Here is a 12,977-nt window from a genome sequence, read left to right as displayed (position 1 = left end):
TTTCATCCGCTAAAAAGAGTAAAAAAATGAAAACATCAACTAAGACTTTTATGATCATTGCCGCGGCCATTATAGCAATAGTCGTAATCGTAGATGTATTAAAGGGCTAAAAATGAATTTTTTAAGCGTTAAATTTATGGTATCCATCGGCGTCGTGATCGTGATAGCTTTAGGCGGCGCCGGACTTGAAATTTGGCGATTAAACGGTGCGCTAAACGGCGTAAGAGTTGAGCTAAAAGAGGCAAATACTAAGCTAGCTTTAAAAGATGCCGCCATCGAAGTTTCGGCATCAAATTTAAACGAATGTAACCTGCGTATAGATCTACAAAACGCTAAATTTGAGCAGTTGGAAATCAAAAAGCAGGACGCTATAAGGGCGGCAAATAGAGCAAAGGCGAGATTTGAAAAGATGGCCGTGCCGGCAAAAAATGCCGCTTGCGGGGAAAAGTTAAAATTCTATGAGGAGCTAATGAATGAGGCGAATAAATAAAGCCGTTCGAGCTGTTCGGAATTTCCGAACAGCTGCATTGATTGCTAGCGGGCTATTACTAGCAGGATGCGCGGGCAAAGATCCGCAGGTTATCATCAGAACGGAGTATAAAGACGTATTCGTTCCGATACGTTGTATAAATAAAATGCCAAATAAGCCAAAATACGATCATGAAAATATGCAAACCGCGCGCGAGTTGATGGAATACTATAAAACTTGCGAGGAGCTTTTAAAGGGATGCGCGTCGCAAGATAACGAAAAAAGCAAGGGAACAAGCGATGAGTGAGCTGGTAATTCGAAAAATCATGGGCTTTAGGATCGGTAAAAAAAGAGTGCTAGAGGTAGCTTTAGCGGTCATACTTGCTTTGATTTTTGGGGCGGCGATAGGATGAGCCCTCTCTGTAAAGAATACCTATATCTGCTCTGGGTATTGCTAGTCGGCGCGATAGGCGGCATTTTAGGACTACTCAATGAAGACGGAGAACCTAGAAAACATCGCACCAAGTGGGCTTTTACCGCCGCTACTTTTACGGCTATGTTTCTTTGTTGGGCTACATTTGCGATCGTGAAATTTTTTATACACGACGTTGAGTTTGCGCTAGCTATCGGTGGGATTATCGCCTTTATGGGCGCAGAATGGGTCAGGCGAAAAATCAACAAAGCCGCAGATAAAAAGATAGACGCAATCGCCTCAAAAGACTATAGCGATGAAATGAGCGACTATGAAAGGAATTTAAAATGAAGCTAAAAATCACGAGGTTTAAAAATATCAAAGACGGCACGCTCGGCGAATTCGAGCTACTTTTTAATGATAAAGTCTTTTTAAATGGTTACACGCTAGAGCCTGCAGGACCAGATACTACCGCGCGCGGCAAAGATAGACGCATACCTGAGGGCATTTATGACGTGTTTTGGCATCATTCGGCGAGATTTAACCGTGTTTTGCCGGTGCTTTACAACGAAAAAGTGCCTAAAGACCGTTACATAGAGATCCATTCGGGTAACTACCCCAAACACACCGAGGGCTGCATACTTTTGGGCTCTACGTTTAGCGACGAGGGCGTTTTAAACAGTCTTAGCACCCTAAAAAGTTTTTTAGCTCTAACGTTAAACAAAGAGCTTCAAGTAGAAATAATCAATAAATTTTAGAAAGTGAGGTAAAAAAATGCCAAGTAAATACGGCGTCAATGTCGAGCTTTATAACGGCTCGCTAAACCCATACGAGATCAACAATCGCCGCCCGATCGCAATAGTCGGCGACGATAGCAAGCTAGTCGCAGGGCTTTACGTTTATAGCACCGTCGAAGATGCGCTTAAGGAGGTAGAGGGCGGCACGATAAAAAACGCGCTTGAAGACTTAAAGGCATGCGGAATTCATACGCAAGTAGTGCTAAGCTCGTTTAAGCAAAGCGCAAATAGCGACGCGAGCGCAAAAAAGCAGGAGAATTTAACATCTTGCCTAAACGCTATCGACGCGCTCAAAAAAGCCGAAAACGTGGTAATGGCAAAGCCTAAATTTATCGCTGCGCCTGAATATAACGACGCAGGCGTCTATGAAAAACTAAAGCAGTTAGGCGAATATCTAAGAGCCGTTTATGCCATCGAAGTCGATGCTACAAACGAGCAAACCGCAAAGGCCGCAGTCCAAACGCTAGCCACGAAAACGGCAATCATAACGTTTCAAAAAGTCAAAAGAGTAGATAAGGTTATTCGCCCGCTTAGCATGTTTTTGATCGCTCTTTACGCCAAAGTCATGAGCGAGACGGAATACGGCTTCTCGCAAACGTATTCAAATAGGGTAATTCCGGGCATTACCGCAATCGTGGATAACGTCGAGTTTATCCAAGGCGTGGACTGCGAAGCCGATAGGCTAAGAAGCGAGGGTATCACGGTAGCTTACGTTGATGACGGTATCAGGGCATGGGGCGGCGAAACGCGCGACGAGGATTTTACCAGCATGCACACCTACGTTATATTTTATACGGCGATCGAGACGATTTTTCAGGCTCAAAAGCGCGCGATCGATAAGAGGATGCGCGACGTGCTCAAAAACGTAGTCGATAGCCTTGAGGCATTTTATCGCCGTTTGGTGGCGAACAACGTCGCCGTAGGTTTTGAAGTGACCGTGCCGGCTGAGCTGAATACCAACGAAACGATCAGCGAGGGTAAAATTTACATCAAACACAGAGTGCAGGAGATGCCGCTAATCAAAAATATCACGAATAGAATTTACCGAGTTACGGACTATTCGCAAGTTTTAATCGAGGAGTTATAGGATGAAAGCGCAAGCAATAACGGGCGGAAATTTCTTTATTGACGGGATCGGTCTTTTTGGCGAGCTTGTAGATTTTGAGCCGCCTAAATTTGAACACGAGACGATAGAGGCCGCATCGGAGATCGGCAAATACGAGCTGGTTTTACCGACCCTCAAACCTCTATCGGCAAAATTTACCGTTAATAACGTCAGCGAGACTTATTTCGGGCTCTTAAACACAAAGACCAAGCAAAAAGTCTACATCAAAGCCAATCATAGCGGAAGCGAGGGCAAACACGTGGCTATCGTGGCGACGTTTGAGGGCAACGTCAAAGTACTCGAAGCGCCTAAATTTGAGATGAATAAAGAGGCTAATATGAGCATCGAGATGAGCTGCTTAGTCGTTAAATACGAAGTCGAAAAAAAGACCACGCTATCATACGACGTAGAAAACAAAATTTATGCCGTAAACGGCGAGGATCTTTACGAGACCATCAGGAAAAACATATCTTAAGGAGAAAAAATGGCACTTAAAAAAATAGAAATACCAAGAACTGAATTTGTCTTTAGCGACGGCCAGACGGTAGAGCTCAAAGCTCCGACGCTAGCGCTCATCCAAAGCGTCCAAAATAAGACAAAAGACGAGATCGAGCAGGCGAAGTTGATGCTAATCGAAATGAGCGACGGCGAGATGGATAAAGAGTTTTTAAACTCCTTGCCGATGAACGAATGGAGCGAGCTATCAAAAAGAGTTAGCTCGTTTATGGGTATCGACGTAAAAAACTAACCGAGGGGATTGCTCTTATAGGGCACTCCCTGCACTTTACTCTAAAAGACATCATGAGCCTCGAGTTTAACGAGTTTGTGGATTATTATGAAATAGCCTTGAAGCTTGCAAAAGAGTTTTAAGGCTCTAAGACTCTAGCCTCAAATTTTCTCTCTTTTCTGAAATATTTAAAATACACGTAAATACAAAATAGCGGGATAGAGATATACCAAAAAGCGAAAACTAAGACATAAAAAACCGCAAACCCCATCAACCCTATACCTATCACTAGGGCAAGCAGCAAATCGTCCATCTTTAGCGCCTCCGTTGTATAAATTTGCACTTCAATTTTAATAATATCAAGATAAAAAAAGGCTGAAATATGGCAAAATCAGCAGAGCGTTTTTCGCGTAGCGAAAAGATTTCTAAAGGAGCGTAGCGGGATGGCAAAAAATGCAACTCTAACCTTTGGGTTGTACTTAAGCTAATTCGACAAGGCGATGAAGTCGATCAATAAACAAGCCACTAGCCTAAGCGACCAGATAAATAAAGCTACTCAGGGCGCGATGCAAGCCTATAAAAACGGTCTAAGCGAGCTTAAAGCAAACCCGTTTCAAAGCGCGAAATTTCACACTGATATGGCGAAGCTAAAGGAGGACATCAAAAAGGCTACGACGCACAAGCTAAATTTAGACATCGAAGACGCTAAGAAAAATCTCGAAGGGCTAAAAACCCAAGCTATCGCCGCTGTGGGCAGTATAATGGCAATCTCAAAACCTATAAGCGCAGCGATTGATTTTGAGAGCTCTATGGCCGACGTCAAAAAAGTAGTGGATTTTAGCGGCGCGGATGAGGTCAAGCAGTTTGCAGACGGTATTATGAAGATGAGTCGCGAGATCCCGCTAAGCGTCAATGAGCTCGCCCAAATCACGGCAAGCGGCGGACAACTCGGCATCGCTAAAGAAAATTTGATGGACTTCACGACTACCGCGGCAAAGATGGGCGTCGCCTTTGATATGAGCGCCAAAGAAGCGGGCGATAATATGGCCACGATGATGAATATATTTGGCATGGACGTTAAGCGCGTGGGCGAGCTAGGCGACACGATAAATCATATCTCAAATAACTCCGCGGCCACCGCAAACAAAATAGTAAATGCCCTAGGGCGTATCGCGGGTAATGCCAAAGACTTCGGACTTAGCGCAGATGCCGCGAGCGGACTAGCCAGTAGCTTTATCGCCCTAGGTAAAGCCCCCGAAGTAGCCGCGACCGCGATCAACTCCATGCTAACTACGCTAAACAATGCCGACAACGCAAGCGACTCGGTTAAAGCCGCATTCGAGCAGATCGGCATCAACGGTAAAGAGCTAAAAGAAGCGATCATCAAAAACCCTCAAAAAGCCTTAACCGACTTTTTACATGCGCTCTCAAATATCCCAAAAGAGAGCAAAACGGGCGTTTTAACGGCAATATTCGGTAAAAACTTCGGCGATGATCTCTCGCTAGTAACGGGCGCTATCGAAAACTACGATAAGGCGATGAAGCTAAGCGCGGATAAGGCAAAAGCCGGATCGATGGATAGAGAATTTAAGTCTCGAAGCGAAACGACGGCAAACAATATCCAGCTAATGAAAAGCGCTTTTAACGAGATCGCGATCAATGTCGGCGCGGCGTTTTTACCGGCTTTAAATTTAGTTATTGACGGTATTAAAAAGATCAGTTATGCCGTTTCGGGTTTTGCCGGTGCATTCCCGAATTTAATAAAATATTCATTCGGTGCGGTTATCGCAATAACCGCCGTTAGAACTGCACTCATCGCAAAGCAAGCCGTTTTAAGCATTACTACGCTGATGCTGGGCAATTACCGTAAAGTATTGCAGCTTTTGCCGTTTGATTGCTTGCAGCTGGGTGGCTCGCTAAAAGATTGCGGTATCGCGGCAAGGTTTAAAGCAATGTGGCTAAACGCAGCCGCGAGAGCATCTACTCTTTGGAGCGCTAGTACCGCGGCAGCTAGCTCAAAATCCGCTCTTTTCGTCGGAGCTCTCAAAAATATCGGGATTGCTTTTAGAGCGCTAGGCATGGCATTTTTGAGTAACCCTATCGGGATTGTTTTGGCTGCTATCGCCGCCGCTGCTTTTTTAGCTTATAAATACTGGGATGAGCTCAAGGCATTTTTTAGCGGATTCTTTGAGGGCGTTATGAGCGGTATAAAGCCGCTAATAGATAGCTTTAGCAGAGCATGGGATGCCATAAAAACGGCTTTTGCTCCAATCGTTGATCTGTTTGGGGTGCTATTTGGAGTAACTAAAGCTAGCGAGGGGGAGCTTGGAGAACTAAAGGATGCGGGCGCTAGTTTCGGCCAGGTTTTCGGTGCGTCGCTAAGCGTGGCACTATATCCTTTTGAAGCCTTGGCAAATATCATAACAGCCGTCGGCCTAATAATCGACATCGTCAAAATCAAAGGCGCGCAGTGGATAGAGGCTTTTAGCGAGAAGCTTAATTGGTGGCGCGATCTTTTCGGCAATATAGGCGAGTGGATATTGCAAAAATTTGATGCAGTCGTCGAGGGGATAAAAGGCTTTTTTGCGGGCTTTTTTGATTGGCTAGCGGAGAAATTTGCCTTTGTAACCGATAGTATAAAGGCGGTTACGGACTTTGCGGGATCTGCAATGGACGGAACAAAAGAATTTTTAGGTATCGGCGACGGCAAAGAGGCTAACTGGTATAATCCTTTTAGCTGGTTTAACGACGAAGCGCCGCAAACGACGGCCGGATCTGTGGACCAGGTCACGCAAGACCGCCGTGAGATGAGGTCGCAAACGAGCCAAAATCAAATAACCGATAACAAAAAGATCGATATAAATTTATACGGATCGCAAGCTACTCCGCAAGCCGTGGCGCAGGCCGTGAGTGGTAATGGGTATAGTTTTGGGGATTAGTCATATATAAATTCATCTGAAGTAAAGCTTTTTTCATATTCATCTATATCACCGTGTATGCGTATTTCGTGAGTAGGAAATGGAGCGCCTATGGTTTTTTTATCCTGATCATAGTCTACCAAAAATAATATATCTCGAAGATCTTCTTTTACTTTAAAGACCGTTTTTTTATACTCTTTGCAATAGTATTCATTGTCTTCTTTGTCGTATCCGTGCGAGCTAGGTTCATGTATATATTTCCCAGTATCGACCGAAATTTCTAGGCTTATGTCAAATAGTATACTTACTCTATTATCATCGGTTATATTGATATACATGGAATTTTTTATGGCTAAGGAGTCAATTTTTGCTTCCGCATAGTCGATTCTGAATTTTCCGCTATATAAATTAATGTTAAAATAAAATAAATTATTATAATCTGCTTCGTCTTTGTCTTCCAGATATTTACTCAGTTGCTCTTTGCATATATCCATTATCTCATATTTTTTATTGATCTCCTCTATTTCTTTATAAAATTTATTCTTTTTAATTTTATCCTCTATTTCTTTTATATCATGAATGGTATTTATTAGAGCGGTCGCATGACTAATATATTGAAAGCATATTATTTGATTTTCTTTGCAAAATTCTTGGCATTCGTCGTCGCTACTTATAAGTGCGATATTGCTCTCATATTTTTTATTATTTATAGTTAAAAGATTTATTGCATCTATAAATTCATCTGGCTTACTTGGCGAAAATGGATTTTTTTTATTTTTCCATAAGTCTACTATGTCGGAAATTTTGGCATTTGATTTAATAACTTCTATTTCCAGATCTTTAAAACATTTTTTGAGATGCTGTTTTAACTTTTCTTTATTTTTTTGTTCAATAAAGCCAGCTTTTATAAAAAAATACATAGTATCTTTATCTAGTTCATCTATGTCTTTATCTATTCTTCTATAAATTTCCTCTTCTATAACGTCGGTTATGTAGGTGTTTATATTGTTATTTTTTATTGCTTTTATAAAATTTTCAAAGTTATCACTTTTATAGGTGTAATTTGCCGCACAAAATACATTTGTATCTAAAAAAACGACATCTATATTATTAAAAATAAAATCGTGATTATAGCCAGCCTTTAGTATATTGCTTGCTAGGCCATCATTTATATACTTTTTATCATAAACAATACAATAGTTTTTTGTTTTGGCAAAAGGTCCTTGAATGCCGAAATCATCTGAGGTTTTTAACTTGTCAGCTTCTTCTTTTGATTCTACTATACAAAAGCCGTTTTTTTCTAGAGTTTTTTCTTTTTTCATGATTTATCATAACCTGTTAAAAAATTTTTTATTTCCATAAGCTTTTTGGCTCCTATGCCTTTTATACTAAGTATTTGCTCATCGCTTAGTTTTTTAATATCCTCTAAATTTTCATACCCGGCTTTTATAAAAGTACTCGCGGCGGGTAGGCCTCGCAAATTTTGGATTTTTGAGATCATCTCTTTTTTATTGATAAATTCTTGATAAAAATCGCTTGAAGCATCAAACCCTGTTTTTAAAAAGTCGTTTCTTTTTACGAAATCGTTAAATTTAAATTCCTTGTCCAGATCATGCGAATAATAAATTTTAAATAACTCGAGTATAACTGCTCCTTCTTTTGTCAAGCCGTCTTTTACAAGAGTTTTAAACCGTCCTTTGCTATAATTATAATCGCCCAAGGTGATTTTTTTAAAAAACTTCTTTTCTGCATCACTTAAGGTTTCATAGCTTTGCGGGTCTATTATTTCGCATATATTGCGTATAATATTTTTGGTAGGATATTCGTAATAAAATACGGTTTTTAAATTTAATGGAAAATCTCCGAATTTTATATAATACCCGTAAGGTTTACGGCATGCTTTATAGTAAGCTATGCGGCGCGGATCGTTAAAGTCGAGATACGAAACGCCGCGCCCCAGCTCGCTCAGCTCTTGAGGAGTCGTTATGCCGTCGGCTATAATATCGGCCTCCGTTAGCTCCTCTTGGGTCGCATCAGGCATCTCTTCTGTTTCGTCGGCGTTCATAAATTTAGTAAATTTGCCCTCTTTTAGATCCTTTGTTAGGTCATTAATATCATATTGCTTTGGCTTTTGGTTTAAACTTTTTTCAGATTGTTTTAACAGATCGCTTAAAGATCGGTTGGCTTCTTGAATTTGCTTTAACGCGTCATCGCTACTATTGTTTGCTTGGAAGCGATTACTGGCAGATATATTTTTATCGCTTTGCCGTTCTATATCTGCATTTTCCTGATTAGCCTTCTTTTTTGTTTGTTTTGACGCAAATGCCCAAATCATTAAAATGGGCGCTATCAAAAAGCTAAATCCTCCGCCTATATCGCCGACATAAAACATTGATATGCTCATAACAACGCAAAAGAATGAGATTATAGTGCCTATAACAAAAAGCATTCAGTCTCTTAAAATTTGATTTTGACTACCGGCAATAACTATATTTTGCGAGCCATCAACGTTTATATCTATTTTAATATAAGCTCCGTTCCTTAAAGCTTGCAAAAATTCTTCATTCGTAAAAACGGCAAGCATCCCACCCGCTACTCCTTCGCTTATCTTGCTTACATCCTCATTTCTTTGGGCTAGATAAATCCTTTTATTTTCGGCGCGTTGTTGAAGGATAACAAATGCCCAAAAGGCCACACCTGCACCGATAAATAAAATCGATTTCCAATATCTAACTATAAAATCTATAAAATCTGCAAAATCACTCACTGCTACTCCTCTGAAAATTCTTTTAACTTTTTTAGTTTTTCGACAAAACCTTTTAGCAATGTTTCATTACCGTAATCATCATAGAGCTTTTCAAACTCTATGTATAGCGGCGTATTGCGCTTTTGGCTTCTCTGCTTGTCTATTTGATTGCCGTTACCTCTTATGGCTATATTGCCGCTTCCTATCGCTACTGCCCCAGTTAATTGTTCCATACTCACTCCTAATTTTTTTGAAATTTCTAGTAATTTCTTATAGTCGATCCCATCTCCGTCAAGCTCATAACGCTGATAAGTCCTGAGTGATATGCCGAGTTTGTCTGCCGTTTCTTTTTGCGTTAAACCTATTTTATCCCTGACTTCTTTTAAATTTATGACATTTTCTTTCATAATATGCCTTTTATTGACGTATTTAAGCTAAATTTAATTGACATATGACAAAAAATGTCATATAATTCAAACATCAATTAATCAATTATACCAAAAAGGACAAAAAATGAAACTTCAAAACGCGGTTAAGCTTCTTAGCAAATACGGCAAAGACGTCAGGGTGGACGAGTGGGGAGCTAGCTTTAAGGCAAATGGTTACGTCATAGGCGCTCACGTGAGCTGCGGACAGCAAGAGGTCAGCCACTTTTACGCAGATGAGGACAAGATCGGCTTTGACCAGGTGCGCCACTATTTTAAAAAGTCTAAAGATTTTCAAATCTTTTTAGAGCATTTTTTACAAAAAAGGGCGGCCTAAGCTGCCCCTAAGAAAGGATTAGGGATGAAAAAAATCAAGATTTTAAAAAAGCTTTTAAAGCTGGAGCAAGAGCTAAATGCGATTGGTGCGGTGTTTAGTAATGTATGTAACGCTCAACGTAGCATCGAGGCCAAGAAAAAGGAGCTGGTCGCCATGCTAGGCACGAAACCTAGCAAAAGCGTTAAGAAAATAGCTAAGAAATTTAAAGACTATAAAGAGGAGTGAGGGCAAGGTTAATGGGAGTGCGTGTTGTCCGCTTTACGGCCTAACGCATCTTTAATAGTCTTTAACTCTTCATCAAGAGCTCGAACCGCTTTTTTGAGCTTGGCAACGTCGGCTTTGAGTTGCTCAAGCTCGGCCTGGTCTAGGATTTTGACGGTTTCTTCTATGTTGGTATCCATAGATAAGTCCTTTTAGTTGAATTTGTTTTGGCGAATAAATTATAACGAAAAAGGGCTTTTTTATGAGTATTTTTTGAAAGGATAAAAGATGACAAAAGACAAGTTCTTACAAGAAGCGTATTTGAACGTCGCGGTCAATGAGGAGCTGGAGCGCGAGATCGCCAGGCGAAAAACGATATGCCAAAAGATGATCAAACTAATAAACAGCGACTTGGGCGAGGAGTTTTTGCGAGATTGCGAGGATTTTAAGGACGCGATGCAGAAATTTGAGCTCAAATACGGCTTTTTGATTTGAAATTTAAAGGAGGAGGCGAGTTAATGAAAACTCTAGCGCAGTTAATTTACGAAAAAACGAGATGGACGCTAAAAGATTATTGCGAAATGCGCGGGATAAGCTCGATCATGGGGCTTCGGTGCGGATACGTGAGCAAGGCAAACGCAAAGATACTAGAAAGCGATGGGATCGAGTGGCGCACGGCAAAAAACGTCAAAGTAGGCAACGGCACATGCGCGGGATTTGTATATCTAAATAAAAAGAAAGCGAGTTAAAAATGTTAAATAAAAAAGCGGTTGATTTTGCGATATTTCAAGCAAAAATGGCAATGGCGGGGTTTGAGATAAAACTAACTTCAAAGGGCGAGATCCGCGGGGTTAAACGCGGCGCAAAGTTAGGCAAAGCGGAGGCAAAAAGTGCGAATAATCCAAATTTTAAGACAAATTCTCTCGCATCGCTCAGTTGAGCCGTGCCGGGCAAAAGATAGGAAAATCAAGGGCGCGAGCGGGGCGATCTTTAGCGGGTCGCACTACTACGTAAATACGGATGGCTTCATCGCGTGCAGGCTAGGCGGCGCGATCGTGGATATAAAGGAAAAAACATGCTAATCCAAAATTTAAAGAGATTTTTTGAGGTCAAGGCAGGGATTGAGAGGATAGACGAGCAGATAAAAGAGCTCAAAGAGGATAAAAAAAGCTACCTCGAAACTCTCGAAAACCTAGAGCGCGAGCTAAAACGAGAGCTAAACACGGACGACTTGTCGGGCGTCCAAATTTCGCACGGGCTCAAGATGTCCGTCGAGGTTGTCAAAAAAGAGGACAAAGAGGCGGACGATGAATAAAAATTTAAGCGATGCGTTAAAAAACGCCAAAGACGAGATCAAAGAGCTAATCGCCTCATTTTTTGAGGAGATTGAAGAGGGTCTCGATGAGCTTGCCGAGCTCGTGGAGCAAAACGAAACAGAGCAAGCGGACGACCTAATCACTGAAATCAAACAAAAAATGGATAGTTGGCTCGCGGTGCAGTAGATGAAGCCCAAAACGCCTAAATTTAGCGCAGAGGACATTGTCGATTGCGGGATAGATAGCATCCGTTTTGTGATACCAAAGGCCACGCTTAACGGCTTTTTAAAAAAGATTGAACTTTTGGGAAAGCTGCGGCTAATAAGCCGAAATAAAACGGTCAAGGATTATGCGGAGTATAAATTTAAGGGCGCAAATAAGCCGCTTTTTGATGCGGACGAAAAGCACCCCTTTAAAATCCGCTACGTCAGTTTTAAGCGCGGCACGAAAAGCTTAAGTAACACGATGCTGGTGGTCGAAAACTCTAGCGAGTTAAACGATCTTTGCAAGAAGCGTAAAAAGCCTTTTGGCTATTACGTTTGCGTTGTCTTTGCGGGGCTGTTTCAGCCTAGCAGGGATATTTATAAAGAGACTTACCGAATTTTGGGCAAGTTTTTACGGCGCTTTAAGCCTTACAGCTTTGATCTCGCGGTGGATTTTAAAGATCGGGGCGAAATAAATCATAAAGCCAAAGGCAAATTTAAAGAGCACGTAAAAGAGTGCGCCGATGACGTGATCAGTTTTAAAACTAGCATTTACGCAAATCACGGACTAAAAAGCGGGAAGTTTTATGCGGTAGATAAGATTTGTTTTTACGACAAATTCGAAAAGCAAACCAACTATCACAAGCAAAAAATAGACGAGAAATTTAAGGACTGGAAGCGCCTTGAAGTTACGTTTCGGCTCAAGGGTAAATTTATGGATTTTATCGAAAACGAAAACTTTAAGGAGTGCGTTGAGGTGATGGACGAGATCGCGGATAAGCTCACGGGCGAGTTTCCTTTTGGCGTCTATCTTGGCAAATTTAACGAGCAAATCGCATATTTCAGGGATATGCGCAAGCGATTAAATTTAAGCAAAACTATTTTTTAAAGGGTAAAAAGTGGGAAAATTTAACGTAGATGAGCACATAAAGGCGCTTAAGGTTTGTAAATACTTCACGATCGAAGGTATAGAAAATTTAATCAAAAGGTATCCGAACGAGGAGCATATAAAAATCGCCATGCAGATCAAGGCGAAAAACGAAAAGCCGATCGAGGGCGCGGCAAACGAGGAGTGAAAATGCATCAAAATCAAATAAATTTTATCAGTTACGCGCAGGCGGCAAAAATGCTAGGCGTTGCGGTAGTGACGATCAAGAAGTGGGCGCAAAAAGGGATTATCAAGCGCTACGCCGTAACTGGCCGCAGCGTGTTTGTCGATAAAGACGAGATTTTAGAGATGATTAGAGGTAAAGAGGCATGAACGTGATAAATCAAGTCGTAGCGAATGATTACGCCATTTATAACGGCGACAGCTGCGAGG

At 41.3% G+C, this 12,977-nt stretch carries 24 protein-coding genes; 18 read left to right on the top strand and 6 right to left on the bottom strand.

The genetic code is table 11. The features are described from left to right. Positions 1-112: 112 nt before the first annotated feature. From RYL88_RS07475 to RYL88_RS07445, 7 genes are all read left to right on the top strand, one after another. A complete protein-coding gene (locus RYL88_RS07475) occupies positions 113-490 on the top strand; it encodes a hypothetical protein (protein ID WP_314990250.1) in 378 nt (125 codons plus the stop codon). 37 nt (positions 491-527) lie between these two features. After that, positions 528-776: a hypothetical protein gene (locus tag RYL88_RS07470; protein WP_314990248.1), complete on the top strand. Its 249-nt coding sequence runs from the start codon at positions 528-530 to the stop codon at positions 774-776. A gap of 102 nt (positions 777-878) precedes the next feature. Next, positions 879-1,232, top strand: a complete 354-nt coding sequence (locus RYL88_RS07465; RefSeq protein ID WP_314400395.1) for a hypothetical protein — start codon at positions 879-881, stop codon at positions 1,230-1,232. Beyond that, positions 1,229-1,639: a DUF5675 family protein gene (locus RYL88_RS07460; protein ID WP_314400394.1), complete on the top strand. Its 411-nt coding sequence runs from the start codon at positions 1,229-1,231 to the stop codon at positions 1,637-1,639. The genes RYL88_RS07465 and RYL88_RS07460 overlap by 4 nt, the downstream gene beginning before the upstream one ends. Positions 1,640-1,655: 16 nt before the next feature. Next, complete coding sequence (locus RYL88_RS07455; protein WP_314990245.1) at positions 1,656-2,765, top strand: phage tail protein; 1,110 nt, start codon at positions 1,656-1,658, stop codon at positions 2,763-2,765. A 1-nt stretch (position 2,766) separates the two neighbouring features. After that, complete coding sequence (locus RYL88_RS07450) at positions 2,767-3,258, top strand: phage major tail tube protein (protein WP_304345100.1); 492 nt, start codon at positions 2,767-2,769, stop codon at positions 3,256-3,258. A 9-nt stretch (positions 3,259-3,267) separates the two neighbouring features. Further along, positions 3,268-3,531 (top strand): hypothetical protein, encoded by a 264-nt coding sequence (locus tag RYL88_RS07445; protein ID WP_314990242.1) that lies wholly within the window; start codon positions 3,268-3,270, stop codon positions 3,529-3,531. A gap of 118 nt (positions 3,532-3,649) precedes the next feature. Here RYL88_RS07445 and RYL88_RS07440 read toward each other — a convergent pair whose 3' ends face one another. Beyond that, positions 3,650-3,823, bottom strand: a complete 174-nt coding sequence (locus RYL88_RS07440; protein ID WP_314990240.1) for a hypothetical protein — start codon at positions 3,821-3,823, stop codon at positions 3,650-3,652. A 187-nt stretch (positions 3,824-4,010) separates the two neighbouring features. On the opposite strand from RYL88_RS07440, the gene RYL88_RS07435 reads away from it, so the two are divergent. Further along, complete coding sequence (locus RYL88_RS07435; protein ID WP_314990238.1) at positions 4,011-6,449, top strand: phage tail tape measure protein; 2,439 nt, start codon at positions 4,011-4,013, stop codon at positions 6,447-6,449. Here the strand turns inward: RYL88_RS07435 and RYL88_RS07430 are convergent. The 4 genes from RYL88_RS07430 to RYL88_RS07415 are packed head-to-tail and all read right to left on the bottom strand — an operon-like array spanning position 6,446 to position 9,581. Beyond that, positions 6,446-7,750 (bottom strand): PIN domain-containing protein, encoded by a 1,305-nt coding sequence (locus RYL88_RS07430; RefSeq protein ID WP_314990236.1) that lies wholly within the window; start codon positions 7,748-7,750, stop codon positions 6,446-6,448. The genes RYL88_RS07435 and RYL88_RS07430 overlap by 4 nt on opposite strands. After that, positions 7,747-8,877, bottom strand: coding sequence for a helix-hairpin-helix domain-containing protein (locus RYL88_RS07425; protein ID WP_314990234.1), 1,131 nt, complete (start codon positions 8,875-8,877; stop codon positions 7,747-7,749). Before RYL88_RS07425 ends, RYL88_RS07430 begins: the two co-directional genes overlap by 4 nt. After that, entirely contained in the window at positions 8,878-9,195 is a 318-nt protein-coding gene (locus RYL88_RS07420; protein WP_314990232.1) for a hypothetical protein, read from the bottom strand. It abuts the gene before it with no gap. A gap of 2 nt (positions 9,196-9,197) precedes the next feature. After that, entirely contained in the window at positions 9,198-9,581 is a 384-nt protein-coding gene (locus RYL88_RS07415; protein WP_314990230.1) for a helix-turn-helix domain-containing protein, read from the bottom strand. Between the two features lie 106 nt (positions 9,582-9,687). Here RYL88_RS07415 and RYL88_RS07410 point away from each other — a divergent pair, with 106 nt between their 5' ends. Further along, complete coding sequence (locus RYL88_RS07410) at positions 9,688-9,936, top strand: hypothetical protein (RefSeq protein WP_314990229.1); 249 nt, start codon at positions 9,688-9,690, stop codon at positions 9,934-9,936. Between the two features lie 24 nt (positions 9,937-9,960). Beyond that, positions 9,961-10,161 carry a hypothetical protein gene (locus tag RYL88_RS07405; protein WP_314990226.1) on the top strand — a complete coding sequence of 67 codons (201 nt, stop codon included), beginning with the start codon at positions 9,961-9,963 and terminating at the stop codon, positions 10,159-10,161. A gap of 8 nt (positions 10,162-10,169) precedes the next feature. Here RYL88_RS07405 and RYL88_RS07400 read toward each other — a convergent pair whose 3' ends face one another. Beyond that, a complete protein-coding gene (locus RYL88_RS07400) occupies positions 10,170-10,337 on the bottom strand; it encodes a hypothetical protein (protein WP_314350327.1) in 168 nt (55 codons plus the stop codon). A gap of 88 nt (positions 10,338-10,425) precedes the next feature. On the opposite strand from RYL88_RS07400, the gene RYL88_RS07395 reads away from it, so the two are divergent. From RYL88_RS07395 to RYL88_RS07360, 8 genes are all read left to right on the top strand, one after another. Further along, positions 10,426-10,632 carry a hypothetical protein gene (locus tag RYL88_RS07395; RefSeq protein ID WP_314990223.1) on the top strand — a complete coding sequence of 69 codons (207 nt, stop codon included), beginning with the start codon at positions 10,426-10,428 and terminating at the stop codon, positions 10,630-10,632. A 23-nt stretch (positions 10,633-10,655) separates the two neighbouring features. Next, the gene (locus RYL88_RS07390; protein WP_314990221.1) at positions 10,656-10,886 is read left to right on the top strand and encodes a hypothetical protein; all 231 of its coding nucleotides are present in this window, start codon (positions 10,656-10,658) and stop codon (positions 10,884-10,886) included. A 141-nt stretch (positions 10,887-11,027) separates the two neighbouring features. After that, a complete protein-coding gene (locus RYL88_RS07385) occupies positions 11,028-11,219 on the top strand; it encodes a hypothetical protein (RefSeq protein ID WP_314990220.1) in 192 nt (63 codons plus the stop codon). Then, positions 11,213-11,452, top strand: coding sequence for a hypothetical protein (locus RYL88_RS07380; protein WP_314990218.1), 240 nt, complete (start codon positions 11,213-11,215; stop codon positions 11,450-11,452). Before RYL88_RS07385 ends, RYL88_RS07380 begins: the two co-directional genes overlap by 7 nt. Continuing rightward, positions 11,445-11,639, top strand: a complete 195-nt coding sequence (locus RYL88_RS07375; protein WP_314990216.1) for a hypothetical protein — start codon at positions 11,445-11,447, stop codon at positions 11,637-11,639. Before RYL88_RS07380 ends, RYL88_RS07375 begins: the two co-directional genes overlap by 8 nt. Next, entirely contained in the window at positions 11,640-12,545 is a 906-nt protein-coding gene (locus RYL88_RS07370) for a hypothetical protein (protein WP_314990214.1), read from the top strand. 10 nt (positions 12,546-12,555) lie between these two features. Then, on the top strand, positions 12,556-12,732 hold the full coding sequence (locus RYL88_RS07365) for a hypothetical protein (RefSeq protein ID WP_185898765.1): 177 nt from the start codon (positions 12,556-12,558) through the stop codon (positions 12,730-12,732). Between the two features lie 2 nt (positions 12,733-12,734). Beyond that, positions 12,735-12,917 carry a helix-turn-helix domain-containing protein gene (locus tag RYL88_RS07360; protein ID WP_314089504.1) on the top strand — a complete coding sequence of 61 codons (183 nt, stop codon included), beginning with the start codon at positions 12,735-12,737 and terminating at the stop codon, positions 12,915-12,917. The last annotated feature ends 60 nt before the right edge of the window (positions 12,918-12,977 follow it).

It is taken from the genome of uncultured Campylobacter sp. (assembly GCF_963517995.1).
Taxonomy (GTDB): domain Bacteria; phylum Campylobacterota; class Campylobacteria; order Campylobacterales; family Campylobacteraceae; genus Campylobacter_A.
The sequence above is the reverse complement of the archived record's forward strand: the minus strand, read 5'-3'. Positions and strand labels throughout refer to the sequence as shown.